Here is a 24772-nt window from a genome sequence, read left to right on the forward strand (position 1 = left end):
GTCCATGCCGGACAGCGCCTTCCCCCGCCCCGCGGGCGCCCTGACCTCGCTGGTACGCGACCTGCGCGCCGCCGCCGACGGCGCGCTGCCCGAGCTGACCTTCACCGCGTACCGCGACTTCGCCGACACCGGCAACCGGCTGCGCTACGAGCGGCGCTACTTCCGCCGCCGCGCCGTGCTGGCCGCCCGCGCCGCCCAGGCGCTGCTCGACCCGGACGCCGACCCCGCCCCGCTGGCGGACACGCTGTGGGCGGTGTGCGACGAGTACAGCTGGGCGCTGCCCGCGCACGAGCGCCACGGCACGCGGCCCGACCGGTGCGTCGACCTGTTCGCGGCCGAGACCGCGCACACGCTCGCCGAGACCGTGGCCGCGCTGGGCGACCGGCTCGACCCGCGCGTGGCCGACCGGGTGCGCGCCGAGGTGGAGCGCCGGGTGTTCGAGCCGTACGCCGACCCGCGGCCGCTGGACTGGGAGGGCTTCGGCAACAACTGGGAGTCGGTGTGCGGGGGCGCCGTCGGCATGGCCGCCCTGGCGCTGCTCGGCGACCGCCCCGCCGACGGCGACCGGCTGGCGGCGATGCTCGACCGCAGCCGCCGGGCCATGGACCGCTACCTCGCCGGGTTCGGCGACGACGGCGGCTGTGCCGAGGGCGTCGACTACTGGGTCTACGGGTTCGGGTACTTCGTGTACTTCGCCGAGGCGCTGCGGGCGTACACCGGCGAGGATCTGCTGGCCGGCGGGAAGGTGCGCGAGATCGCGAGCTTCCCGCAGCGGGTGTCGCTGGGCGGAGGCGCGTACGTGCCGTTCTCCGACGCCTCCGAGCGGCCGTGGCTGCCGGCCGGGCTGCTCACCCGGCTGGCGGAGCGGTTCGGCACTGCCCCGGCGCAGGTCGTGCCGTCGTTCCACGACGACCACTGCTACCGGTGGGGGCACCTGTCGCGCACCCTGGCCTGGTTCCGCCCCCTCGACCCGCTGGCCGCCGCCGAGCCGTCCGGCCACCTGCCCGACCTCGGGTGGGTGGTCCACCGCGGCCGGTTCGCGTTCGCCGCCAAGGGCGGGCACAACGACGAGCCGCACAACCACAACGACCTGGGCCACTTCATCCTGCACACGCGCGGCGAGAGCGTGCTCGACGACCTCGGCGCGGGCGAGTACACCGCCGCGTACTTCCGGTCCGGCCGCTACGACGTACTCCAGCCGTCGTCGCTCGGGCACTCCGTCCCGGTCGTCGACGGCGAGGTCCAGCTGCCGGGCCGGGACCGGGCGGCGAAGGTCCTGCGCTACCACGCCGACGGCGGCACCGTCTGCTTCGACCTCGACCTGACCGCGGCGTACCAGGTGGCCGGGCTGCGCTCGCTGGTCCGCCGCTTCCACTGGTGGCCGCAGGGGCGGCTGGAGCTCACCGACGAGATCGACACCGAGCGCGCGCTGCCGGTCGACGAGATCTTCATCAGCCGCCGCCGCCCGTCGCTGTCGGCCGGCTCGGCCGACTGGGACGGCCTGGTCACGCTCGCCCGCGCCTGCCCGCAGGCGTCGGTGGAGGAACTGCTCACCACCGACCACCAGGGGCGGCCGGACCGGGTCTACCGGCTGCGGTGCCCGGTGCTCGCGCCGGCCGGCCGGTCGTCGCACCGGTTCGTGTTCCACCTGAGGTGATCGCGCCCGGCGGCGGACGCTCCGCCGCCGGTGCGCTCGGCACGGCCGAGCGCCGGCAGGTCAGCCCAGCGGACCGCGCTCGACGCAGAACTCGTTGCCCTCCGGGTCGGCCAGCACCACCCAGCCCCGGCCGTCCTCGCGGCGCTGGTCGGACACGACCGTCGCGCCGATGCCCACCAGCCGCTCGACCTCCTCGTCGCGAGTGCGCTCCTGCGGCTGCAGGTCGAGGTGTACGCGGTTCTTCCCGGTCTTGCCCTCGGGCACCGGGATGAACAGCAGGTTGATGCCGTGCGGACCGACGAGGCGGCCGTTCGGGTCACCGGGGCCGTTCGGGTCGTTCGGGTCCTCCTGCCAGCCCGTGACCTGGGTCCAGAACAGCGACTGGGCGTAGCAGTCGTGGCAGTCGACGGTGATGCTGTGCAAATTCATGATCATGACAGACATGCTCACACATCGGCTCGGCGCGATCCGCACGGACCGCGTCGAAGGCGAGGGTCGCGATGTCCGGGCCGGTGCGCGCGTCGTCCAGGGTCCGCCGGGCGGCGGTCTCCTTCGCCTGGAGGAGGCCTCACCCTGGGTGACGCCGACGCCCCCGCGCGCCGCATGCGCATCGGGTCCGAGGGCTGGTACGAAGCCCTCGGACCCGATGTCCACCCCGGTGGGACCCTCACCGCCGGGCCGCCCACCGGCTGCCCACCCCGAGCAGCACGGCGGCGACACCGACGATCAGCAGTGACACGGCGTCCGGGCCGCCGGTCACCGGGAGCCGGCCCGAGGCCGCCGCTCCGCGCTCAGCGGACTGCCTGAAACTGCACGTTCCAGTGCGTCTTCCAGGTCATGCCCTCGCACTCGATGGGGGCCTCGCCACGGAGCTTCACCCCGTTGGTGATGGTCACGTTGGCACTGCCCTCCTTGCCCAGCGTCGGCAGCGGCGGCATCGACCATTCCGTCGTGACGATGTGCGTCGCGCACATCTCCGCGTGGGCCGGGTCGTCGAGGCCCGAGACGCTGACGGTGCCCGGCGAGATGCCCGTGATCGCGGTCTTGACGTTGTCGTTCGGGTTGGCGATGACGAGCCTGACCTGGGACGCCTCACCGGGCAGCAGTTTGGGGCTCAGCTGCTGTCCCTCCACGATGATCTCCTCGACCGCCTCGGCCGATCCGCTGGCTTCGGCGACGACGGTGGTGCCGAACGCGGCCCACGCGGCGGTGGCGGCGGCGACGATGCCGAGCACGGCGAGACCGACGACGGTGGTCCGCTTGGTGCGCTTGGTGTGCTTCACTGTGTCCTCCTGGACAGGGCGGGTCGTCCGGCGCATCCATGCGATGCGCCGGGCCGGTGGTGGTGGAAGTGGTGCCAGGCCGCGGGCTGGGGCGCCGCGGTGTCAGTGGGCGACGTGGCGTCGCGGGCTGGGGCACCGCAGTGTCGGTGGTCGACGTGGGCTAGGGCGTCGCAGTGTCGGTGGTCGACGTTGGGGCTAGGGCGTCGCAGTGTCGGTGGGCGACGTGGGCGGCACGGGCTCGGGCAGCGCGGAGCTGGGCTCCGGATCCGGTGGGGTGCCCTGGTCGGGCGCCGGCGGGTGCGCCGCGGGCGGCGTCGGCGATGGTTCGGGCGAAGCCGAGGCCGCCGGCGCGGCCGGGCCCTGCGAACGGACCGGCTCGCCGGTGGCCTCGGCCGACCCGGAAGGCCCGGCAGTGGCGGTCGGCCCGGAACCCGCCGGCCCGGGACCCGTGGTCGGCCCGGAACCCGTCGCCGGTGTGGGAGCCGTCGGCGTGGGCGCGGCACTCACCGTCGGCCGTGGACTCACCGTCGGCAGCGGCCACAGGCCCGCGTGCCCGTCGACCGGTGCCGACGTGACCGCCATCCAGGCCGTCGCCGCGGCCGCGACGGTGCCGGTCGCGCTCACCGCGATGGCGGCGACGACGCCCGCGACGGCGAACGCGGGCCGGCGGCGCCGGTGCGGCGGCTGGTTGCTCACGGGTGAGGCTCCTCCTGTGTCGGTACGCCGCGGTGCGGATCGCCTGGTGGGCGACCGGTTGCGGCCACGGACAACCTTGCCGCATCGGCCACGGATCGCGGCATAGAGAACACGGTGCGTTACGGCCGCCGAGTCGGGCGGCTGACCAGGGCGGATGTGCGGCGGGTGACATCCGGGCGAATTACCCAGAAAGGGTGAACAGCACTTAAGGGGGGTGACATGCCCGCTCGCGGCGACCGCCGGCCGCCGGGCACCGCGGCGCGCGCAATGGCCGCAGAAGCGGCGCAAGAGGTGACTCGGAAGTCCGGTCCGCAATCCTGTCGTCCAGATCCGACGCACCGCGTCGACTAGCATCGGCGCGGTGCTGATCGTGATGACGGGCCTTCCCGGCACCGGGAAGACGATGCTGGCCGAGGCGATCGGGATGGCGCTGCCCGCCGCGGTGGTCTCGGTGGATCCGGTGGAGCAGGCGCTGTGGCGCGCCGGACTCCCCCGCACCACCTCCGTGGGCATCGCCGCGTACGGGGTCGTGGCGGCCGTCGCCGAGCAGCAGCTGCGCATGGGACACCCGGTGATCGCCGACGCGGTGAACGCCGCGCCCGCCGCTCGCGAGGTCTGGCAGGCGCTGGCCGAGGGCTACGGCTGCGAGCTGCGCGTGCTGGAGGTCGTCTGCTCCGACGAGGACCTGCACCGCGCACGTGTCGAGCAGCGCAACGCCGCGGCGGAGCAGGCCGCCCGCCACGAGCAGACCCGCCGCGAGCAGGGCCGTCCGACCGTCACCACCGGGCTCGCACCGGTCGTGACCTGGGCGCAGATCCAGCGCGCCCGCAAGGCGTACCAGACCTGGCCGCTCGACCGGCTCGTGCTCGACTCCGCGGCCGACTTCGAGCAGAACGTCAAGACCAGCCTGCGGATGCTCACCGCCTGACACGTGGGCCGTGGCGGAGCGACTACACAGACCTGGCGTACGCGCTGCAGGCGTGCATCAAGCGCCGAGGCCGGTCGCGCCCGGCCGCACCGGCCCGATCCGCAGGCGTCGGCGATCGGCGACCTGTCGCGGTTCCGCCGCCGGGCGGTGCGGCGACGCCTCGTCACACCACGCGCGCCTGCCGGCGGCGGCCCACGTCGAGATCCAGCCGGACCGGCAGGTCAGGCCGGCCCAGGGCGCGGCGGGCGTCGGCGAGCGCGCCGCGCTCGATGCGCTCGCACAGGGAGCCGAGGTCGCCCTGGGCGGGGCCGGGGTCGGTGCCGACGGCGACCGCCATCGTCGGTCGCTCCGGCTTGCCGGTGAGCCGGACCTTCGCCGACGCCACGCCCCGGTACCGCTCGATCTGGTCGCGTACGGCGCCCGCCAGCGCGGCGGCGGCCAGCGTCGTGTGGTCGCCGGCCTGCCGATCCGTGCGCAGCGTCAGCGTCCGCAGGCGGTCGCTGGCCAGCAGCACCGCGAGCAGCCAGCGCAGGGCCAGCAGCAGCACGGCCAGGGCGGCGACCGCGGCGACCGGCCACACCCACGGGTTGGCGTCGAGGTAGCGGGGCACGGCATCGCCGGCGACCGGGCGCCCGGTGGCGGACCAGCCCAGCGCGTCGGTGTGGGCCAGCACGCCCGCGGTGCCGGCGCCCAGCAGAAGTAGCCCGAGCACGAGCAGGGCGACGCGGTTGAAGCGATCGACGTTCATGAGATCCTCCGGGACAGCTTGACGGCCAGCCGCGGTGGACGGCGCAGGTGCAGCTGGTCGAGCCGCTGCCGGATCGCGGCTTTCACGTCCTCGGCCAGGGCCGTCGTGTCGTCAGCGGTGGATGCCGCGGCCCGTACGGCGATCCGCGCGCGCCCGACCTTCACGTGCTGCGGGACGACGCCGTCGACCTCCCGGACGGCGGTCGACACGTCCTGGGCCACGGTGCGCCGGCTGAGGGCGACGTCGGTGGCCGGATCGGGGCTGTCGACGGCCAGGCGGCTGAGCCGGCCGGGCCACAGCTGCCCGATGACGAGCGCGGCGCCCGCCACAAGCAGCAGCAGGCTGACGGCCAGCGTCCCCCGGTCGCCCCACGTGGTGTCCTGGGCCCACCGCGCCGCCGCCGGCCAGTCGACCACCAGCGGGGGCCTGCCCAGCAGGGCGGCGGCCACCTCGATGACGACCAGCACCGCGAGTGCGATGAGCGCCAGGCTCGTGATCAGGGCGAGCAGGCGGTTGACGACCCGTCTCATGCTGCCTCCAGGGTCAGTGCACGCGGGCACCGGTGTCGGTGTCGGTGATCAGGTCCGCGACCTCGATGTTGACGGTGTGGACGGTCAGGCCGGTCAGCTCCTCGATCCTGGTGCGCACGTGTTCGCGCAGCGCGGCGGTGACCTGCGGCACCGGGGCCGGCCAGCGCACGCTCACCACCAGGTCGAGGTACGCCCGGTCGCCGTCGACCTGCGCCGACGCTTTGGGCCGCCGGCTGAGGTCCGCCCTGGCGCCGAGGGTGTCGGCGCCCAGGTGGCCCAGCCCCCGCGTGGGGCAGCCGATGTCGGGCAGTTCGCTGGCGGCCTGCGCGGCCACCTTCGCGATCACGTCCTCTTCGATGTGTATCGTTCCGGCGGCGGAGGCTGCGTCGGCGAGCGGGAGGTCCCACGGCCGCGCGAGAACCTGGGTCATCGTGGGCTCCGGCGCTGCGGGCTGATGCTCTCGCCGAGCCGGCCGAGGTCGACCTCGCCGGCCAGGACCTTGGCGACCGCCCAACCGGCGAGTCCGCACAGTGCGACCACCAGCATCGGGCCGAATCCGGCGAACACCAGCACGATGCCGAGGACCAGCCCCACGGCGGTGCCGAACTTGGTCTGGTTCATCTTCTGCTCCCTCGCGTGCTGCTCAGCTCCCGATCGGCGGATACCTGTCGCGGGCGCCGAGGCCGGCGGGCACCGCAGGGGCGCCTGCCGGGGCGGGCCCGTACGGGTCGCCGAGCCCGGCGATCGTCACGTGCACCGCATGCCCGGCCGCCAGCGGCGCGACCGCCGCCCGCACCGCCGCCCCGGTCTCGTTGACGGGAATGCCCCAAGCCGCCCGGATGTGGACTTCGACGGTGTCGCCGACCACCCGCACCCCTCGTACGCGGCGGCCGGTGAGGTACGTCGCCACCTCCGGGAAGCCTCCCTCCAGGGCTTCCACGCCGGGGCAGGCGCGGGCGGCGGCCGCCACCGCGTCGACGTCGACGCCGTCGACCAGCGACAGCGACGTGGCCGCCGGGGCGTTCATCACTCGACCCGGGCGGGCGTGTGCTCCTGGCCGGTCTCCGGCAGGTGCACGTCGTCGACGTTCACGTTGACCTCGACGACTTCCAGGCCGGTCATCCGCTCGATCGACTGCTTGACGTTGCGCTGCACGCTGCGGCCGAGCTCGGCGATGCTGGCCCCGTAGTCGACGACGATGTCGAGGTCCACCGCTGCCTGCGTCTCGCCGACCTCCACGCCGACGCCCTGCGCGACGTTGGGCCCGGTGCTGCCGGGGATGCGCTCGCGGATCGCGCCGAACGCCCGGGCGGTGCCGGTGCCCATCGAGTAGACGCCCGCCACCTCCCGGCAGGCGATGCCCGCGATCTTCTGGACCACGCCCTGCGCCACGCTGATCTTGCCATTGTCGGTGACCAGGCGGTCGTTGCGCAGCTTCTCCTTGTCTCCGGCCGGCGTCGCCGGTGCCGGAGAACGTTCCACAGTTTGCGTCATGGCCAACTCCTCGATTCGGGGCGACTTCTCCTTCGTTCCCAGCCACGCCCCCTTTAGTCATGATTTGTGAGTTTTGTTCGCACCATCGGTACGGCGGCGGCAGCGCGCGGCGAGCGCCGACAGGCGAGCGGGTGGGCGCGCGGGCGCACCGCACGGTCACCCGGCTGAGAACCCGCACGCCAGGCGGCCCGGCCGTCGGTAGCCTGACCTCCATGCCCCCACGCCTCCCCCATCCCGACCCCGGCATCCCGGACACGAGAGGCCCCGGGCGGTACCTGTGGTGGCTGGTGCGCTGCCAGTGGCCGCGTGCCCTGCGCGGCAGCGTCGTGGCCACGGCGTGGATGATCGGGCTCGCCGTCCGGCCGTACCTGATCGCGCGGGCGATCGACGACGGGCTGCGCACCGGCGACACCCGCGCCCTGCTGTCCTGGGTCGCGGCGATCATCGCCGCCGGGGCCGTCGTGGCGTGGCTGGGCATCGTGCGGCACCGGACCATGACCTTCCTGCGCGAGGACGCGACCGCGCGCTCGTCGCAGGTGCTGCTGGGGCACGTCGCGCGGCTGGGCGCGGTGCTACCGCGACGGGTTCCCGCGGGCGAGATCGCGACGGTCTGCGGCACCGACATCTCGCAGGCGTCGTGGGCGCTGACCATGACCGGGCCCGGCGTCGGCGCGGTCCTGTCGTACGCGGTCGCGGCCGTCGTGCTCTGGGCGGTGGACCCGATGCTGGCCGTGTTCGTGCTGCTCGGGGTGCCCGTGGTCGCGCTGGCCGTGGGCCCGCTGCTCAACAGGCTGCAGGGCGTCGACACCGCCTACCGGCACGAGCTGGGGATCCTGACCGCCCGGGCCGGCGACATCGTGTCCGGGCTGCGGGTCCTGGCCGGGGTCGGCGGCCGCGACCTGTTCGCCCGCCGCTACGCCGCCCGGTCGCAGCGCCTGCTGCGCCAGGGCTACCGCGTCGGCGACATCATGAGCTGGGTGCAGGCGCTGACCGCGGGCGTCCCGGCCCTGTTCCTGGCCGCGGTCGTCTGGCTGTCGGCACGGATGGCGGCCGAGGGGCAGATCACCGTCGGCGAGCTGGTCGCCGTCTACGGGTACGTCGCCATCCTGTCGACGCCGGTCTGGTTCCTGCTCGAAGGTGGGTTCATGACGGTGCGCGGCGTCGTCGCCGCCCGCCGGATCATCGCCGTGCTGCGCATACAGCCCGACGACAGCCCTGGGGGCGCCGCTCCCGACGGGCCTGCCGGCCTGCACGACCCGCAGTCCGGGCTCACCGTCCCGGTGGGACGGATGATCGGCGTCGCCGCCGAGGACCCCGGGGACGCGATCGCGCTCGCCGACCGCCTCGGCCGGTACGCGCCCAGCGACGTGACCTGGGGCGGGCAGGCGATCGCCGGCCTCGACCCGGGCGCGGTCCGGGACCGGATCCTCGTCGCCGACCACGACTCGTACCTGTTCGCGGGCACGCTGCGCGAGCTGCTGCGCGCCGGCGGCGAGCACACCGATGCGCGGCTGGCCGCCGCGATCCACGCCGCCTCCGCCGACGACGTCGTCGAGTCGCTGCCCGGCGGGCTCGACGCGCCGGTCGAGGCCCGCGGCCGCAACCTGTCCGGCGGCCAGCGCCAGCGCGTCCGGCTCGCGCAGCACCTGCTCGCCGAGCCCGAGGTGCTGATCCTCATCGACCCGACCTCCGCCGTGGACTCGCACACCGAGGCCCGCATCGCCGACCGCCTGTACGAGCACCGCACCGGCCGTACCACCGTCGTGCTCGCCACCTCGCCGCTGCTGCTGGGCCGCACCGATGTGGTGGCGTACCTGCGCGCGGGGCGGGTCGCCGCCGTGGGCACGCACGAGGAGTTGCTGCACACCGAGCCCGGCTACCGGGCGCTGGTCGCCCGCGAGGCCGACGAACCCGAGACCGACGCCGCCGAAGTGGGGGCCCTGCGTTGACCGGCACCGCGACGACCACGACCTCGCCGACCGCGACCTCGACGAACACGCTGCCCGTCGCCGACCGGGCGACCGTGCGCAGGTCGCTGGCCGAGCTGGCCCGCGCCGAGCGGCGGTCGGTGGCGCTCGCGCTCGTGCTGCACGTCGCCGCGGCGGCAGCCGGGCTGGCCGCGCCGTGGCTGGTGGGCCGGATCATCGACCGGGTCACCGCGGGTGCGACCGCCGCCGAGGTGGACGAGCTGGCGCTGGTCATCGCGGCGTGCGTGGTGGCGCAGATCCTGCTGTGGCGCACCGCGCAGAACGTCAGCAATCGGCTCGGCGAGCGTGCCAACGCCCGGCTGCGGGAGGACTTCGTCGCGCGTACGCTGCGCCTGCCCATCTCGGTGGTGGAGCGGGCCGGCACCGGCGATCTGGCCACCCGCAGCTCGGTGGATGTGGCGACGGTCGGCAACACCGTGCGCCAGGTGGTGCCGATCGTGCTGATCTCGGTGATCCAGCTGCTGCTCATCGTGGCGGCCGTGTTCGCGCTGCACCCGCTGCTCGGCGTGGCCATCCTCGCCGGCGTCCCGACGACCGTCGCGGTGGCCCGCTGGTACCTGCGCCGCGCGCCGCAGGCGTACCTGGCCGAGGGCGAGGCGGCGTCGCAGCTGACCGAGTCGCTGACCGCGACCGCCGAGGGCGCCCGGACCGTGGAGGCGCTGCGGCTGGCCGGGCAGCGGGTCCGGGTCGGCAACGCCCGGGTCGAGCGGCAGTGGACGACCCGGCGGACGACGCTGGCCCTGCGCACCGTCTTCTTCCCCGTCGTGGAGACCGGCTACGCGCTGCCCGCGGCGGCGATGCTGCTGGCGGGCGGGGCCTTCCTCGCCAACGGCTGGCTCACCCTGGGCGCGGTCGTCGCCGCCGCCCTCTACTCCCAGCAGGCGATCGCGCCGCTCGACCACATCATGATGTTCATGGAGCAGGCGCAGCGCGGCTCCGCGTCGCTGGCCCGCGTGCTGGGCATCGGCCTGGTCCCGCCGGAGCCGCGCGGCGTCTCCTGCGCCCCGCGGGGGCAGCAGCTGCTGGTACGCGGCGCGCGGTTCTCCTACGCCGGCGGCCACGACGTGCTGCACGGCATCGACCTGGAGATCTGCCCCGGCGAGCGGCTGGCCGTCGTCGGGCCGTCCGGCGCGGGCAAGTCGACGCTGGCCCGCCTGCTGGCCGGGATCGACGCGCCGCGCGAGGGCGTGGTCAGCATCGGCGGCATCGCGGTGACCGATCTCGACCCGGCCGAACGCCGCCGCCGCATCGCGCTGGTCACCCAGGAGCACCACGTGTTCATCGGGACGCTGCGCGACAACCTGGCCTTCGCCGCGCCCGGCGCCGGCGACGACGACATGCGCGCCGCGCTCGCGGCGGTGGGCGCCGACTGGTACGCAGCCCTGCCCGACGGGCTCGACACCGAGCTCGGCGACGGCGCGCGGCAGCTGAACCCGGCCGACGCGCAGCAGCTGGCGCTGGCACGGCTGGTCCTGGCCGACCCGCACACGCTGATCCTGGACGAGGCGACGGCCGCGCTGGACCCGACGACGGCGCGGCGCACCGAGCGCTCGCTGGGCGCCGTCCTGGAGGGACGGACGGTGATCGCGATCGCGCACCGCCTCTACACCGCGCACGACGCCGACCGGGTGGCGGTGCTGGAGAACGGCCGGATCAGCGAGCTGGGCAGCCATGACGAGCTGGTCCGCGCCGGTGGCGCGTACGCGGCGCTGTGGCGCTCCTGGCACGGCGACAAGGCCTGAGCGGGCGTAGCAGTCGAGATTTCGCAACAATATCGACACTTCCCAATAAGTGGAATTCCTATTTCCCCCGTAGGAGATGTCGGATAACGTCGTCGGCATGACCAGCACGCAGACCCCGCTCGACGGCACCGCGGTCGCGGTGTCGCGGGGATGCTGTCGTGGCTGGACCTCCGCCTGCGGCTGCTGCTGAGCGGCGCACCCCTCCGCCACCCCACCGCGACGATGCCGGCTCCACCCGGCAGCCGCTTCCGTGACCGAACCAACGGCCGCCCGACGCGCCGCGACCACGCACACCCGCGTGGCGCTCACCCGTCGTCCTCGCCAGGAGGCACGTCATGACCGTCATCGCCCGACCGCCCACGCCGATCGACTCCGACGCCTTCCGCTCCCTGCTGCGCCGCCAGGCCGCGACGGTCACGGTGATCACCGCCGCCGGCGACCCGCCCGCGGGGTTCACCGCGACCTCCTTCACCTCGGTGTCGCTGCACCCGCCGCTCGTCTCCTTCTGCCTGGCCACCTCATCGTCGAGCTGGCCGACCGTCGCCCGCGCGGAGCACGTCGCGGTGCACCTGCTCGGCGAGGGCCAGCACGACGTCGCGCGGACCTTCGCCACCAGCGGCATCGACCGCTTCGCCGCGCACCCCGGCTGGGAGTACGGCCCGCACGGCGTGCCGCTGCTGCACGGCCCGGTCGCCTGGCTGCTGTGCCGGGTGACCGAGCGGGTGACCGCCGGCGACCACACGATCGTGCTCGCCGAGCCGCTGACCGGCCACCACGGCGAGGACCCGCCCCTGCTCTACCACCTGGGCCGCTACACCTCCCTGCGCCCTTCCACCGAGGAGTGACCGATGAACCAGCCATTCACCATGGGCCGCCGCGCGCTGCTGTCCGCCGGCCTAGGCGCACTGGCGCTGGGCCTGACCGCGTGCGCCGGTGACGACCCACCGGACGCGACGGTCGCGCTCGACACGCCGCTGGCCGAGTCCGTGCCGAGCGGCACGAGGCTCGTCATCGGCGACAAGGAGCACCAGAAGGCGATCGAGTTCTCCGGCGAGGCGAAGAAGCTGACCTTCGAGGTGGAGTGGGCCAACCTCAGCGGCGGCCCGCAGACCCTCGAGGCGTTCCGCGCCCGCGCCCTCGACCTCGGCTCGGTCGCCGACATCCCGCCGATCCACTCCCACTGGACCGGCATCCCCACCCGGATCGTCGCCTCCAAGTTCCGCCAGGACCCGCTCGAGCACGCCATCTACCGGCTCGGCATCGCCCCCGGCGTCGCGGTCGCGTCGCTGGCCGACCTGCGCGGCAAGAAGGTCGCCTACAGCCCGGGGCAGGCGCAGGGCGCGCTGGTGCTGCGGGTGCTGCGCAAGGCCGGGCTGAGCAAGCAGGACGTGCAGCTGATCGAGCTGCCGAGCACCGGCGACGTCTACGCCAACGCGCTGGCCAGCCGCCAGGTCGAGGTCGCCCCGATCGGCGGTGTGCAGGTCAAGCGGTACGAGGGCAAGTACGGCAAGGACGGCGCCACCACGATCGCGCACGGCCTGCGCGACGACCCCGGCCACCTCTACGCGCCGATCACCGTGCTGGCCGACCCGGCCAAGGCGGCCGCGATCCGGCAGTACGTCCAGGTGTGGGCGCGGGCCTGGCGCTGGCGCGAGGCCAACCCCGACGAGTGGATCGACCGGTACTACGTCAAGGACCAGGGCCTGACCGCCGAGGACGGGCGCTGGATCGTCGCCAACGCGGGCGTCGCCGACATCCCGCCGAGCTGGGCCGACGCCATCTCCCGGCATCAGGAGACCATCGACCTGCTGGCCGAGGAGACCGGGAACAAGCCGCTCAAGGCCGAGGACCTCTACGACCGGCGGTACGAGACCGTCGCCGCCGACGCGCTCGCCGCCGGAGGTGCCTGATGACCGCGTCCGTGCTCACCCGGCCGCGGGCCACCGCGGCGACCCTGCCCGCCCGCAGGCAGCGGCGCCGCCTCGGACCGGGCCGCCCCATCCCGTTCGCGGCGGCGATCGGCCCGCTGCTGCTGCTGGCGCTGTGGGCGATCGGCTCGGCGGCCGGCTGGCTCGACTCGCGTACCCTCTCGGCGCCCTGGACCGTGGTGACCACCGCAGGCGACCTGATCGCCAGCGGCCGCCTGCAGGAGAACCTCGCCGTCTCGGCGCAGCGGGCAGCACTCGGGCTGTCCATCGGGACCGTCATCGGCACCGTGCTCGCGCTGATCTCGGGGCTGAGCCGGTGGGGCGAGGCGATCGTCGACGGCCCGGTCCAGATCAAGCGGGCCATCCCGGGCGTGGCGCTGATCCCGCTGCTGGTGCTGTGGCTGGGCATCGACGAGCAGATGAAGGTCATCACCATCGTGCTGGGCGTGTTCGTGCCCGTCTACATCCACACCCACAACGGGCTGCGCAGCATCGACAGCCGGTACGTCGAGCTGGGCGAGTCGCTGCGGCTGCGCCCGGCGGTGTTCCTGCGCCGGATCGTGCTGCCCGGGGCGCTGCCCGGCTTCCTGCTGGGGATGCGGTTCGCGGTGGTGGGCGCGTGGCTGTCGCTGGTCGTCGTCGAGCAGATCAACTCGACCAGCGGCATCGGTTACATGATGGAGCTGGCCCGCACCTACGGCCAGACCGACATCATCATCGTCGGCCTGGTGCTGTACGGGCTGCTCGGGCTGCTGTCCGACGGCGCCGTCCGGCTCGCGCAGAGGAAGGCGCTGTCATGGCGACGCACGCTGGCGGACTGACCGGCACCCGCACCGTGACCGTCCGGGGGCTGCGCCGCGGCTTCGGCGCCCGGACCGTGCTGGACGGCCTCGACCTGCACATCGGACCGGGCGAGTTCGTCGCCCTGCTGGGCCGCAGCGGCTCGGGCAAGAGCACCCTGCTGCGCGCGCTGGCCGGCTTGGACCGCGACGTCGCGGGCTCCGGCCTGATCGACGTGCCGGAGCGGTCCTCGGTCGTCTTCCAGGACGCCCGGCTGCTGCCCTGGCAGCGGGTCCTGGACAACGTCGTGCTCGGCCTGGACGGGCCCGACGCCCGGCAGCGCGGCCGTGCCGCGCTGGCCGAGGTCGGGCTGGCCGGGCGGGAACGGGCCTGGCCCAACGAGCTCTCCGGCGGCGAGCAGCAGCGGGTCGCGCTGGCCCGGGCCCTGGTGTCCGAGCCGGACCTGCTGCTGGCCGACGAGCCGTTCGGCGCGCTGGACGCGCTGACCCGGCTGCGCATGCACGAACTGCTGCGCGAGCTGTGCGCCCGGCACCGGCCCGCCGTCCTGCTCGTCACGCACGACGTCGACGAGGCCGTGAAGCTGGCCGACCGGGTGCTGCTGATCGACTCCGGCCGGCTCACCGTCGACGTGAGCATCGACCTGCCCGCGCCGCGCTCGCACCGGCAGCCGCAGTTCCTGGCGTACCGGGAGTCGCTGCTGCGCTCGCTGGGCCTGGACCAGACGGAGGGATGACCATGCTGCACCTCAACGCGTTCCTGATGGGCGTCGGCCACCACGAGGCGGCCTGGCGGCTGCCGGAGAGCGACCCGTTCGCGCAGACCGACGTCGAGCACTTCAAGCGCCTGGCCCGCATCGCCGAGCGCGGCAAGCTCGACTCGCTGTTCCTGGCCGACAGCCCGGTGCTGTGGAACAGCATCGGCCGGCGGCCGTCCGGCACGCTGGAGCCGACCGTGCTGCTCACCGCGCTGGCCGGGGCGACCGAGCACATCGGCCTGATCGCGACCGCGTCGACGACGTACAACGAGCCGTTCAACCTGGCCCGGCGGTTCGCGTCGCTGGACCACATCAGCGGCGGCCGGGCCGGGTGGAACATCGTGACCACGGCCGGCGTGGACGCGGCCCGCAACTTCAACCTCGACGAGCTGCCCGCCCACCGGGACCGGTACGAGCGGGCGGCCGAGTTCGTCGAGGTGTCGCTGAAGCTGTGGGACAGCTGGGACGACGCCGCGCCGCTGGGCGACAAGGACGCCGGGCGGTGGGGCGACGACAGCCTGCTCTACCCGCCGGCGCACGCCGGGCGGCACTTCCGGGTCGCCGGGCCGCTCAACGTGCCGCGCCCGCCGCAGGGCCACCCGCTGCTGGTGCAGGCCGGGTCGTCCGAGGACGGCAAGGAGCTGGCCGCCCGGTACGCCGAGGCGGTGTTCACCGCCCAGCAGACCCTCGCCGAGGCGCAGGCGTTCTACCGCGACCTCAAGCAGCGCACGGCGCAGGCCGGCCGCGACCCGGACACCATCAAGATCCTGCCGGGCATCGTGCCCGCGATCGGGTCCACCGAGGCCGAGGCCCTGGCGCTGGAGGCCGAGCTGGACCGCCTGATCAAGCCCGAGTACGCCCGCAAGCAGCTCGCCACCACGCTGCGGGTCGCCCCCGAGGATCTCGACCTGGACCGGGAGCTGCCCGCCGACCTGCCCGACGAGGACGAGATCGAGGGCGCCAAGAGCCGGTACACGCTGATCGTCACGCTGGCGCGGCGGGAGCGGCTGACCGTGCGCCAGCTGATCGGCCGGCTCGGCGGCGGGCGCGGGCACCGCACCTTCGCGGGCACGCCGGAGCAGGTCGCCGACGCCATCGAGGAGTGGTACCGCAGCGGCGCCGCCGACGGGTTCAACATCATGCCGCCGGTGCTGCCGTCGGGGCTGGAGACGTTCGTCGCGCACGTGGTGCCGATCCTGCAGCGCCGGGGGCTGTTCCGCACCGAGTACACGGGGGCCACCCTGCGCGAGCACTACGGCCTGCCCCGCCCGGCGAACCGCTTCGCGCGGCAGCCCGCCACCGTCTGATCCCCACAGAGAGGAACACCATGGTCGACTACCGGCCCTTCGGCCGCACCGGCGTGCAGATCAGCACGCTGACGCTCGGTGCGATGAACTTCGGACAGCGGGGCAACCCGGACCACGACGACAGCATCCGGATCATCCACCGGGCCCTCGACGAGGGCATCAACGCCATCGACACCGCCGACGTCTACTCCGCGGGCGAGTCGGAGGAGATCGTCGGCAAGGCCCTGCAGGGGCGGCGCGACGACGTCTTCCTGGCCACCAAGTTCCACCACCAGGTCGGCGACAACCCGCACCACCGGGGCAACTCCCGCCGCTGGATCTTCCAGGCGGTGGAGAACAGCCTGCGCCGGCTGGGCACCGACTGGATCGACCTCTACCAGGTGCACCGGCCCGAGCCCGGCACCGACCTCGACGAGACCCTCGGCGCGCTGACCGACCTGGTCCGCCAGGGCAAGGTCCGCTACTTCGGCACGTCCACGTTCGGGCCGTCGGACATCGTGGAGAGCCAGTGGATCGCGCAGCAGCGGGGCCGGGAGCGGCCGGTCAGCGAGCAGCCGCCGTACTCGATCCTGGCCCGCGGCGTCGAACGTGAGGTGCTGCCGGTGGCGCAGCGGTACGGGCTGGCGGTGATCCCGTGGAGCCCGCTGGCCGGCGGCTGGCTGTCCGGCCGCTACCACTCCGGGCTCACCACGCCGATCTCCATCCGCGCCGGGCGGATGCCGGCCCGGTACGACCCGTCCGTGCCCGCCAACGCCGCCAAGCTGGCCGTCATCGACGAGCTGAACGCGCTGGCCGAGCAGGCCGGGCTGTCGGTGATCCACCTGGCGATCGCGTTCGTCCTGCAGCACCCGGCGGTCACCTCGGCGATCATCGGGCCGCGCACGCTGGCGCACCTGGAGTCGCAGCTGGGCGCGGCGAAGGTGACGCTGTCGGCGGACGTGCTGGACCGCATCGACGCGATCGTCCCGCCCGGCACGACGCTCAACCCAGCCGACGCCGGATACCACCCGCCGTCGCTGACCGATCCGGCGCAGCGCCGCCGCGGCGGGGCGGCCCCGGCCGCGGCGGGCGGGGCCCGGTGAGCGCCGCGGACGTCGTGGTGCTGGTCGGCAACCCGCGGGCCGGCTCACGCACCCGGGAGCTGGCCGAGGCCGTGGCCGGGGCGCTGCCGGCCCGGCTGGGCACCCCACCGGACGGCGTGCGGGTGCTGGAGCTGGCCGAGATCGTCGGCGTGTCCTTCGGGCCGGAGCCGGCCTACGGCGCGAAGGCGGGACCGGATCCGTTCGCCACCGTGCGGTCGGCCCGGCTGCTGATCGTCGCGACGCCGGCGTACAAGGGCAGCTACACGGGGCTGCTGAAGCTGTTCCTGGACCAGTTCGGGCACCGGCAGCTCGACGGCGTCACCGCCGTGCCGGTGGCCGTGGCCGCCTCGCCGGAGCACGCCGACGCGGCCGCTGCCGCCCTGGGCGGCGTACTCGTCGAGCTGGGTGCGCGGGTGGTGGCACCGCTGGCGGTGCTGGAGTCGCGGCTGGCCGACCGGGCGGAGATCGCCGCGCGGTGGGCGGCCGCGCACGCGGGCGCGATCGCGCACCCCGTGGCGGCGCTGTGACGTCCTGAGCAGCGCCGTGCCGTGTCGCGCCCCTGACCGCGACACGGCACGGCGTCCCGCCCGCCTCCGCCGGGCCCGCCGTCGCACCGCCGCCCCCGTCCGAACATCGCCCGGTCCAGCAGAAAGGCCAGCTGATGAGCAGCGAGTTCCTCTGGTACATCCCCAACCAGGCCCGCCCCGGCCACCGCGGCGACGACGCCGGAGACGACCACAACAGCCTGCCTACCCTCACCGCCCAGGCGAAGGCCCTGGAGGAGCACGGGTGGGGCGGCGCGCTGCTGGGGACCGGCTGGGGGCGGCCGGACACCTTCACGGTCGCCGCGGCGCTGGCCGCGCAGACGACCACGTTCCAGCCGCTGATCGCGATCCGGCCCGGCTACTGGCGGCCGGCCAACTTCGCCTCCGCCGCCGCCACCCTGGACCACCTGTCCGGCGGCCGGGTGCTGGTCAACATCGTGTCGGGAAAGGACAACCTGGCCGCGTACGGCGACAGCGAGGGCGACCAGGCCCACCGCTACGCCCGCACCAGGGAGTTCATCCGGATCGTGCGCCGGCTGTGGACCGAGCACGACGTCACCCACCACGGCGAGCACTTCAGCGTCACCGGCGCGACCGTCGTGCCGCGCCCGGTCGTGCGCGGCGAGCGCAGACACCCGCGGCTGTACTTCGGCGGCGCGTCGGAGGCCGCCGAGCAGGTCGCCGCCACCGAGGCCGACGTGCAGCTGTTCTGGGGCGAGCCGCTCGACGGCGTACGCGAGCGGATCGAGCGGCTGCGGCGGCTCAGCCAGACGCTGGGGCGCGAGCACGCGCCGCTGGAGTTCGGGCTGCGCGTCACCACGCTGGTGCGCGACACCACCGAGCAGGCCTGGGCCGACGCCGAGGCGAAGGTCGCGAAGATGGCGCAGGCCAACGACGCGCTCGCCCGCGACGTGCGCCGGCATGCGGCGGTCGGCCAGCGGCGGCTGCTCGACCTCGCCGCGCGCGGGGAGGTGCTCGACGACAACCTCTACACCACGCCCGGCAAGTTCGGCGGCGGCGGCGCGGGCACCACCTGGCTCGTCGGGTCGGCCGCCGACGTGGCGCGCTCGCTGCGCAGGTACCAGCAGCTCGGGGTCACCCACTTCGTGCTGTCCGACACGCCCTACCTGCCGGAGATCAGGCGCCAGGGCGAGCAGTTGCTGCCCCTGCTGCGGCAGGAGGCGTCCACCGCGGCCGCCGTCCCGGCGTGAAGGCCGGCGCGGGTGCGCCGGCGCGGGCGGCGGTCACTCCACCGGGGGCAGGGTGATGCGCAGGATCCGGGTCACGGTGCCGTCGGTGCCGGTGGTCCACAGCGTGCCGCCCGCGCCGGGCACGGCCGTGTGCAACTGGCCGTAGGCGCCCGCCAGCAGCGCCCGCACGTCGGCGAACGCGTCGCCGTCGAGCGCGACCCGGTGGAGCCGGGTGCTGCCCGCGCAGGCGATGTAGACGACGTCGCGCACGAAGGCCAGGCCGCCGCAGCCGTGGTCGCCCGCCCAGAACATGTGCCGGGGCGCGACGAATCCCGGCGTCTCGCAGCCGCCGCCGGACTTCGACTCGGTGCCCTCGCACGCGGGCCAGCCGTAGTTGCCGCCCTTGACGATCAGGTTGGTCTCGTCGACGACGTCGCCGCCGGACTCCTGCATCCACAGCCTGCCCCGGCTGTCGAAGGCGAGGCCCTGCGGGTTGCGGTGGCCCAGGCTCCAGATGTATCCACCGAACGGGTTGCCCGACGGGACGGTGCCGTCGGCGTTGAACCGCAGCACCTTCCCGGCGAGGCTGGCCTGGTTCTGGGCCGCGCGCGCGTTGCCGGCGTCACCGGTGGCGGCGTAGAGCCTGCCGTCGGGCCCGAACCGCAGCCGCCCGCCGTTGTTGCCCTTGCCCCGCGGGATGCCGACGACCAGCGACTGCATCGACCCGCCGTCCAGCCCGCCGCCGCCCAGGCGCAGCCGGACGATCCGGTTGTCGGTCGCCGTCGACTGGAAGACGTACACCCAGCGGTCCCTGGCGAAGGTGCGCGCGACGGCGATGTCCAGCACGCCGCCGCCCTCACCGGAGCCGGCCGTGCCCGGCACCGCACCGACCGGGGTGGCCTTGCCGGTGCGCGGATCGAGCCGGACGACGTCGCGCGTGTCCCGCCGGCTGTAGAGCACCGTGCCGTCGGGCAGCTCCACCAGCCCGGACACGACCCCGGTGTCCTCGGCCACCACGGTGACCGCGCACAGCAGCGTGCACGACGAGCCCGCGGTCACCTCGACGCCGCCGCCGCGCCCCGACGCGTTGCCCTGCTCGTCGCGGGCGCTGACCTGGTAGCGGTGCCGGCTGTCGGCGGGCACCCCGAAGTCGATGAAGGTGAACTGCTCGCCGCCCGTGCCGGCGAGGGTGCCGACCCGCGTTCCGTCCCGGAACACGTCGTACGCCGCGACGCCGACGTCGTCCTTGGCGGCGTCCCAGGTCATGGTGACGGTCGTGCCGTCGGCGGTGGCCTTGACGTTGCCGGGCGAGGCGGGCGCCTTGGCGTCCGCGCCGCACGCCGGCGGCGTCACCGCGACCGTCGCGCTGGCCGGCGACACGTTGCCGGCCTCGTCGCGGGCGCTCACGTGGAGCTTCCAGTCGCCGCCGGCCGCCACGTCGACGACCACGGACCGCGCGTCGCGGCCGGCGCTGGCGACCACCCGGCCGTCGCGGTGGACGTCATACCCGGCGACCTCCCGGTCGTCCGACGACTCGGCCCAGCTCAGCGAGATCGACTTGCAGGTCGTCTCGCCGACGCTCAGCGCCCCGGGCGAGGTGGGCGCAGACGTGTCCGGCGGCGGCTCCGGCCACCGCAGCACCAGGACGACCAGACCCGCGACCGCGACGAACAGCAGGCCGCTGAGCAGCCGGGAACCGCGGGAACCCTCGGCGACCGGGGTCGGAGCGACGGGCGTCATTGCGGAAATTTAGCGAGGCGGGCGGCTCCAGCACCAGCCCCCATCCGGCCGGAGCGCCCGGAGCCCTCGTCACAGCCGCGACGCCAGGGCACCCGGGCGGTGCCGACCGGTGCCCCGGCGGGAAAGCCGCCGCCCGGACGGACGCCGAAGCCGTCACCCGCTATCGTCAGGGGCCCATGCGCGGCACATCGCCGGCAGACCAGGTGTGTATCAGCCAGGCCGCAACGATGGACCCGCATGGACACACCACATGTCTACCGGGGGGCGCGGCACATGCATCCTGAGCACCGAGACGAGTTCCAGCTGCGAAACCTGGACTTCCTCGGCGACCCGCAGCAGTTGCGCGCGGCGGCGCTGGCCGACCTGCAGAAGGTCGGCGGGCGCGGCTACCAGGCTCCGCGCTACGAGGAGGCCGCGGACGGCACCGGCTCGGTGCTGGTCGCGGTGGACCAGCGGGGTGACGTCGTGGACGTCAACATCCGGTCGGACTGGCGCCAGGAGCTGATCCCGCAGAGCCTCGGCCCGGCCCTGCTGGAGGCCCACCGCAACGCCAGCACCGCGATGGTGAACGCCCTGGCCCTGGCCTCGCTCGCGGAGCAGGAGCGCCGGGCCGCCGAGGGCGGCGACGAGCCCGCGCCGCCGCGGCGGCTGCCGGAGGCGCCCGAACCGGGTATCGCGGAGATCTGGCGCATGCTGTCCAATGTGGAAGACATGATGTACCGCGCCGACAAGCTGTCGCGGCAGGCACCCGCCGACGGGACCCACACCGTCCACAGCCCGTTCGGGCACTTCCGGGGCACCTGCCGGGGCCGTTCGCTGACCAGCATCACCGCTGACGTGATGCTCGTCGAGCAGGCCGACAGCGCGCAGCTGCGGTCGGCGGCACTGGAGCTGTTCCAGCAGGCACAGGACACGACGGGGAGGGAGAACCTGTGACAGACCCGACGACGACCAAGGTCATCACGGACAACGTCCGTGAGGAGGCCGGCAAGTGGCGCGAGCTGTCGGACGACATGGGGGCGGTGAAGAGCAACCCGGTGGGCAACCAGGGCCTCATGCTGGGCCCGACCGCGTTCTTCATCGGCCCCACGGAGCTGGTCGCCACCGCGGCGCACTCCAGCGCCTACCAGACCTACTACGAGCACGTGCAGAAGCTCGTCGCCGGAGCGGTCACCGAGTGGGAGCAGCTCGGCGGCGCGCTGGACCGGATCGCGGCCGAGTTCGACCGCACCGACCAGACGGAGAAGGCGGATCTCGAGAAGATCTACACCCAGCCCTGATCCCGGGAAGGAATGCACCCCAGATGACCAGCCCAGCCGAGCCCCAGGGCAGCGCGTTCGAGCACACGAGCGCCATCGAGAAGGCCGTCGACCAGATCCGGGAGAACCTCACCAAGATCGTCGACAAGGCCAACTCCGCGATCGACCACGCCGACAGCAACTGGTTCCTGCTGTCGCCGGCGGTGAAGCTCTGGATCCACCACAGCATCAACGAGTTCAAGGAAGCACTCGACAAGATCCTCAAGTACGGCAGCGAGGTGCTCGCCCACTACACGCCGGTGATCTCGCTGGTGAACATCAGCTTCCACTGGCTGGACGCGGTGAAGAAGCCCGTCTCCAACCTCAGCCCGGTGGTCGCCCAGTACGCCAACCGCAACCTGGCCTACTGGGAGGGCGGCACGGCCGGCTACTACAACGACAAGGTCGTGCCCCCGCAGAAGGACGCCGTCGACGCCCTGGCCGCCAAGGCCGGCTTCATCAGCGAGTGGCTGTACGGCATCGCGATGGCCAACGTCACGTTCGTGACCGAGCTGTCGACGGTGCTCGGCCGGATCCTCGGTGAGATCACGACCGCCGCGATCGAGGCGGCCACGATCATCGACATCCCGTGGGCCATCGACCGGCTCGCCTCGGCGGTGGGCGCCATCGTGGAGACCGCGGTCAACACGATGCTCAGCATCGTCAAGCGCATCGTCGAGGCCGGCGAGAACGTGCGCAAGACCGTCAGCGACCGCGTCGACTACGGCAAGTTCCCCGACGGGGCGTGGCCGCAGGCCGTCACCGGCTGATCGAGGCCCGCACGTGCAGGGCGCCGCGCTCCACGCGCGGCGCCCTTCGCGTCTCCTGCTAGCGCCAGGCGCGGGCGACGGTCCCGTGCACCTGCTCGGCGACCGCCTTCACCAGCGGCGCGAGCTTCTCCTTCGGCGTGTACTCGTCGCCGCCGACGGCCAGCCACACCGAGACGTGCAGGTTGCCGCTGACCCCGTGCACCAGGTACTCCGAGTGCCGGTAGCCCTGCGTGGTGTCCAGCGTGCGGCCCGCGCCCTGCTCCCACGGCCCGGCGACCGCGCCGTCGGCCTTCATCGCGTCCTGCTCCACCGCCCGGTAGATCGCGTCCGCCGCGTCCGCCGACGCCGCCGGGATCGCCTCCACGGTCAGCCGCGCCGTGTGGCCGCCTGCCGTCTTCATCTCGTGCAGGCACGCCTCACCCTCGCCCTTGCGGTGCCCGGCTGGGGCGGTGCGGCGCTCGTCCTGCACCGTGAGCTTCAGGCCCGCCAGCGGCGCGAGGTCCGTCGCCGCGCACAGGTCCAGATCGGAGTAGCGGTAGGCGGCAGCGGCCGCCGAGGGCGACGCCGCCGCGGCCGACGGTGTGGCGGCGGCGGTGCTCGCCCCCGGCGTCGGCGTGCCGCCCGCGCACGCGGCCAGCGACAGGGCGGTCAGGGCGAGGGGCACCAGGCGCAGCGAGGTCATCGCCCGAACCTACCGTCGGATACGGTGGACCGCATGCCCGGCATCGAGACCGCAGAGATGATCGCCCAGCAACGCTTCGTCACCGCCCGAGCGCTGCTGGAGGGCCGCGCGGACCTCCGCTCGTACCCGCACCGCTACCTGGCGGTCCACTCGCACATCAACGTCATGGGCGAGCGGGTGCAGTCGCTGCTGGCCGCGGTCGAGATGGTCGAGCAGTGGGGCTGGGAGCTCGTCTCGATGGTGGAGAACGAGCGGCACGTCTACGCCGTCATGCGGCGCACCACCTACCGGCCCGCGGGCGTCCCGCAGGCCGGCTGAGCAACGTTCAGACCTCGACGGTGTAGTTCAGTTTCAGCTCGTCGCCGTGCCGGCCGCGGATCCCCCAGTTGTGGCGCGGGGTCTCGAAGATCGTGATCTCGACGTCCTGCGGCGCGATGCCGCAGCCGCTCTCCAGCCGGGCGAACAGCTCCCGGACGAAGCGCTTGCGGGTGTCCACGGTGCGGCCTTCGAACATCGACACCTCGATGACGGTGTAGCGCTCGCTGCGGTCCGCCGGATACAGGAAGTCCTCCGGGTCGAGCCTGAGGAAGCGGTGGAACCGCTTCTCCGGCGGCAGCCCGAGCACCTCGACGGCACAGCCGTGGATCACGTCCGAGATCGGCCCGCGCATCTCGTCGAGATGCGCCCTGAGCCCGTAGACCTTCACCTGCGCCACTACCGCTCCCCTCCGACGGCGAACCGCGGACCAGCTTATGTCCGCGCGTCGCTCAGGACGGCGTGCCTTCCGCGCGAACGCCCGCCTCCACCGCACCCGGCTGCGACGGGGCAGGCGGAGCCGGTTCCCCGGCGGGCACCGGGTCGCGCCGCATCGCGCGTACGACGAAGCCGAGGGCGATCAGCGCGTACAGCGGATACCCCACCTCGCGCAGGTCGAGCGAGTCGCCGATGTGCCACGCGAGCGGGTCGAGGCCGAAGTCGTAGTTGATCAGTGCGAACAGCATCCACAGCGGCGCGTACGCCCGGTCGAGCGTCTCGGCGGGATCGACGCCGGCCCCGGTCGACGGCATCAGCTGCACGATCACCGCGATGTCGGCCACGGCGACCGCCGCGAGCACCCCGAAGATCCATGCCATGCGGACGAGGCCGCGGCGGGCCAGCAGCGCGGCGACGACGAGCGCGACCGCCAGGCCCGCGAGCCAGGCCAGGCCCCCTTCCCGCTTGCCGAACCCCTCGCCGAGCTGCAGGAACGCGAACACCCCGGCCGGGACCAGCGCCGCGACGACCGTCCACCAGCCGCGCACCCGCAGCAGCCCCGCGATCCGGTACGCCGCGACGGCCGCCAGTACGGTGACGATCACCGCCACCAGCAGGTACCCGTAGTCCACGGACGCGTTGTCGATCACGTTGTTGCCGGTGACGCTCAGCCCCAGCACGAACGCGATCACGCCCAGCACCAGCAGCGCCGCGCACACCACCGGGGTGAGGACGATCCCCGCGGTCCTTCTCCACCTGACGTCGGCCATGCCGCATGGTGCCACACCGGCCGGCTCTCCGGTGCCCCCCGGAGCTCCGCCCGGCCGCCGCTCAAAGGCTGACGCAGTCTATCGAC

The 24772-nt window shown here is 73.9% G+C and carries 29 protein-coding genes; 16 read left to right on the top strand and 13 right to left on the bottom strand.

Annotated features, from left to right (window positions below; translation table 11 throughout):
- Positions 1–4 precede the first annotated feature (4 nt).
- Positions 5–1657 carry a heparinase II/III family protein gene (locus AB0J67_RS03350; RefSeq protein ID WP_363475877.1) on the top strand — a complete coding sequence of 551 codons (1653 nt, stop codon included), beginning with the start codon at positions 5–7 and terminating at the stop codon, positions 1655–1657.
- Between the two features lie 60 nt (positions 1658–1717).
- Here the strand turns inward: AB0J67_RS03350 and AB0J67_RS03355 are convergent, their stop codons facing one another.
- From AB0J67_RS03355 to AB0J67_RS03365, 3 genes are all read right to left on the bottom strand, one after another.
- On the bottom strand, positions 1718–2092 hold the full coding sequence (locus tag AB0J67_RS03355) for a VOC family protein (RefSeq protein ID WP_363475747.1): 375 nt from the start codon (positions 2090–2092) through the stop codon (positions 1718–1720).
- Positions 2093–2448: 356 nt separating this feature from the next.
- On the bottom strand, positions 2449–2940 hold the full coding sequence (locus AB0J67_RS03360; protein WP_363475749.1) for a hypothetical protein: 492 nt from the start codon (positions 2938–2940) through the stop codon (positions 2449–2451).
- Between the two features lie 195 nt (positions 2941–3135).
- Positions 3136–3636: a hypothetical protein gene (locus tag AB0J67_RS03365; protein WP_363475751.1), complete on the bottom strand. Its 501-nt coding sequence runs from the start codon at positions 3634–3636 to the stop codon at positions 3136–3138.
- Positions 3637–3997: 361 nt separating this feature from the next.
- On the opposite strand from AB0J67_RS03365, the gene AB0J67_RS03370 reads away from it, so the two are divergent.
- A complete protein-coding gene (locus AB0J67_RS03370) occupies positions 3998–4564 on the top strand; it encodes an AAA family ATPase (RefSeq protein WP_363475753.1) in 567 nt (188 codons plus the stop codon).
- A gap of 163 nt (positions 4565–4727) precedes the next feature.
- Here the strand turns inward: AB0J67_RS03370 and amaP are convergent, their stop codons facing one another.
- The 6 genes from amaP to AB0J67_RS03400 are packed head-to-tail and all read right to left on the bottom strand — an operon-like array spanning position 4728 to position 7336.
- Positions 4728–5312 (bottom strand): alkaline shock response membrane anchor protein AmaP, encoded by a 585-nt coding sequence (gene amaP, locus AB0J67_RS03375; protein ID WP_363475755.1) that lies wholly within the window; start codon positions 5310–5312, stop codon positions 4728–4730.
- Positions 5309–5842 carry a DUF6286 domain-containing protein gene (locus AB0J67_RS03380; protein WP_363475757.1) on the bottom strand — a complete coding sequence of 178 codons (534 nt, stop codon included), beginning with the start codon at positions 5840–5842 and terminating at the stop codon, positions 5309–5311. Before AB0J67_RS03380 ends, amaP begins: the two co-directional genes overlap by 4 nt.
- 13 nt (positions 5843–5855) lie before the next feature.
- Positions 5856–6272 (bottom strand): Asp23/Gls24 family envelope stress response protein, encoded by a 417-nt coding sequence (locus AB0J67_RS03385; protein ID WP_363475759.1) that lies wholly within the window; start codon positions 6270–6272, stop codon positions 5856–5858.
- Entirely contained in the window at positions 6269–6463 is a 195-nt protein-coding gene (locus tag AB0J67_RS03390) for a hypothetical protein (protein ID WP_363475761.1), read from the bottom strand. Before AB0J67_RS03390 ends, AB0J67_RS03385 begins: the two co-directional genes overlap by 4 nt.
- A 22-nt stretch (positions 6464–6485) precedes the next feature.
- Complete coding sequence (locus AB0J67_RS03395; protein WP_363475763.1) at positions 6486–6869, bottom strand: hypothetical protein; 384 nt, start codon at positions 6867–6869, stop codon at positions 6486–6488.
- Positions 6869–7336 carry an Asp23/Gls24 family envelope stress response protein gene (locus AB0J67_RS03400; RefSeq protein ID WP_363475765.1) on the bottom strand — a complete coding sequence of 156 codons (468 nt, stop codon included), beginning with the start codon at positions 7334–7336 and terminating at the stop codon, positions 6869–6871. The genes AB0J67_RS03395 and AB0J67_RS03400 overlap by 1 nt, the downstream gene beginning before the upstream one ends.
- A gap of 212 nt (positions 7337–7548) precedes the next feature.
- Between AB0J67_RS03400 and AB0J67_RS03405 the strand changes: the two genes are divergently transcribed.
- The 10 genes from AB0J67_RS03405 to AB0J67_RS03450 all read left to right on the top strand — a co-directional run bounded on the left by AB0J67_RS03405 (position 7549) and on the right by AB0J67_RS03450 (position 18694).
- Positions 7549–9285: an ABC transporter ATP-binding protein gene (locus AB0J67_RS03405; protein WP_363475766.1), complete on the top strand. Its 1737-nt coding sequence runs from the start codon at positions 7549–7551 to the stop codon at positions 9283–9285.
- Complete coding sequence (locus tag AB0J67_RS03410) at positions 9282–11066, top strand: ABC transporter ATP-binding protein (RefSeq protein WP_363475768.1); 1785 nt, start codon at positions 9282–9284, stop codon at positions 11064–11066. The genes AB0J67_RS03405 and AB0J67_RS03410 overlap by 4 nt, the downstream gene beginning before the upstream one ends.
- Before the next feature lie 335 nt (positions 11067–11401).
- On the top strand, positions 11402–11911 hold the full coding sequence (locus AB0J67_RS03415) for a flavin reductase family protein (protein WP_363475770.1): 510 nt from the start codon (positions 11402–11404) through the stop codon (positions 11909–11911).
- A gap of 3 nt (positions 11912–11914) precedes the next feature.
- Positions 11915–12976 (top strand): ABC transporter substrate-binding protein, encoded by a 1062-nt coding sequence (locus AB0J67_RS03420; RefSeq protein WP_363475772.1) that lies wholly within the window; start codon positions 11915–11917, stop codon positions 12974–12976.
- On the top strand, positions 12976–13815 hold the full coding sequence (locus AB0J67_RS03425; protein WP_363475774.1) for an ABC transporter permease: 840 nt from the start codon (positions 12976–12978) through the stop codon (positions 13813–13815). The genes AB0J67_RS03420 and AB0J67_RS03425 overlap by 1 nt, the downstream gene beginning before the upstream one ends.
- Positions 13791–14528, top strand: a complete 738-nt coding sequence (locus AB0J67_RS03430) for an ABC transporter ATP-binding protein (protein ID WP_363475775.1) — start codon at positions 13791–13793, stop codon at positions 14526–14528. The genes AB0J67_RS03425 and AB0J67_RS03430 overlap by 25 nt, the downstream gene beginning before the upstream one ends.
- Positions 14525–15856, top strand: coding sequence for an LLM class flavin-dependent oxidoreductase (locus tag AB0J67_RS03435; RefSeq protein ID WP_363475777.1), 1332 nt, complete (start codon positions 14525–14527; stop codon positions 15854–15856). The genes AB0J67_RS03430 and AB0J67_RS03435 overlap by 4 nt, the downstream gene beginning before the upstream one ends.
- Positions 15857–15876: 20 nt before the next feature.
- Positions 15877–16938 carry an aldo/keto reductase gene (locus tag AB0J67_RS03440; RefSeq protein WP_363475779.1) on the top strand — a complete coding sequence of 354 codons (1062 nt, stop codon included), beginning with the start codon at positions 15877–15879 and terminating at the stop codon, positions 16936–16938.
- Positions 16935–17465, top strand: a complete 531-nt coding sequence (locus tag AB0J67_RS03445; RefSeq protein ID WP_363475781.1) for an NAD(P)H-dependent oxidoreductase — start codon at positions 16935–16937, stop codon at positions 17463–17465. The genes AB0J67_RS03440 and AB0J67_RS03445 overlap by 4 nt, the downstream gene beginning before the upstream one ends.
- Positions 17466–17599: 134 nt before the next feature.
- Complete coding sequence (locus AB0J67_RS03450) at positions 17600–18694, top strand: LLM class flavin-dependent oxidoreductase (protein WP_363475783.1); 1095 nt, start codon at positions 17600–17602, stop codon at positions 18692–18694.
- A 33-nt stretch (positions 18695–18727) separates the two neighbouring features.
- Here the strand turns inward: AB0J67_RS03450 and AB0J67_RS03455 are convergent, their stop codons facing one another.
- Complete coding sequence (locus AB0J67_RS03455; RefSeq protein ID WP_363475785.1) at positions 18728–20413, bottom strand: PQQ-dependent sugar dehydrogenase; 1686 nt, start codon at positions 20411–20413, stop codon at positions 18728–18730.
- A 237-nt stretch (positions 20414–20650) separates the two neighbouring features.
- On the opposite strand from AB0J67_RS03455, the gene AB0J67_RS03460 reads away from it, so the two are divergent.
- From AB0J67_RS03460 to AB0J67_RS03470, 3 genes are read left to right on the top strand one after another with little or no spacing between them, the layout of a single operon-like run.
- A complete protein-coding gene (locus tag AB0J67_RS03460) occupies positions 20651–21349 on the top strand; it encodes a hypothetical protein (protein WP_363475787.1) in 699 nt (232 codons plus the stop codon).
- Positions 21346–21693: a hypothetical protein gene (locus tag AB0J67_RS03465; RefSeq protein WP_363475789.1), complete on the top strand. Its 348-nt coding sequence runs from the start codon at positions 21346–21348 to the stop codon at positions 21691–21693. Before AB0J67_RS03460 ends, AB0J67_RS03465 begins: the two co-directional genes overlap by 4 nt.
- A gap of 23 nt (positions 21694–21716) precedes the next feature.
- On the top strand, positions 21717–22481 hold the full coding sequence (locus tag AB0J67_RS03470; RefSeq protein WP_363475790.1) for a hypothetical protein: 765 nt from the start codon (positions 21717–21719) through the stop codon (positions 22479–22481).
- A gap of 58 nt (positions 22482–22539) precedes the next feature.
- Here AB0J67_RS03470 and AB0J67_RS03475 read toward each other — a convergent pair whose 3' ends face one another.
- The gene (locus AB0J67_RS03475) at positions 22540–23163 is read right to left on the bottom strand and encodes a hypothetical protein (RefSeq protein WP_363475791.1); all 624 of its coding nucleotides are present in this window, start codon (positions 23161–23163) and stop codon (positions 22540–22542) included.
- A gap of 33 nt (positions 23164–23196) precedes the next feature.
- Here AB0J67_RS03475 and AB0J67_RS03480 point away from each other — a divergent pair, with 33 nt between their 5' ends.
- Positions 23197–23481: a transcriptional regulator gene (locus AB0J67_RS03480; protein WP_363475793.1), complete on the top strand. Its 285-nt coding sequence runs from the start codon at positions 23197–23199 to the stop codon at positions 23479–23481.
- 7 nt (positions 23482–23488) lie between these two features.
- On the opposite strand, the gene AB0J67_RS03485 is transcribed toward AB0J67_RS03480, so the two are convergent.
- Both AB0J67_RS03485 and AB0J67_RS03490 read right to left on the bottom strand, forming a co-directional pair.
- Positions 23489–23878, bottom strand: coding sequence for a tautomerase family protein (locus AB0J67_RS03485; protein ID WP_363475794.1), 390 nt, complete (start codon positions 23876–23878; stop codon positions 23489–23491).
- A gap of 52 nt (positions 23879–23930) precedes the next feature.
- Positions 23931–24686 (bottom strand): hypothetical protein, encoded by a 756-nt coding sequence (locus AB0J67_RS03490; RefSeq protein WP_363475796.1) that lies wholly within the window; start codon positions 24684–24686, stop codon positions 23931–23933.
- Between the last annotated feature and the right edge of the window lie 86 nt (positions 24687–24772).

This window comes from Catellatospora sp. NPDC049609 (genome assembly GCF_040675365.1).
GTDB lineage: Bacteria > Actinomycetota > Actinomycetes > Mycobacteriales > Micromonosporaceae > Catellatospora.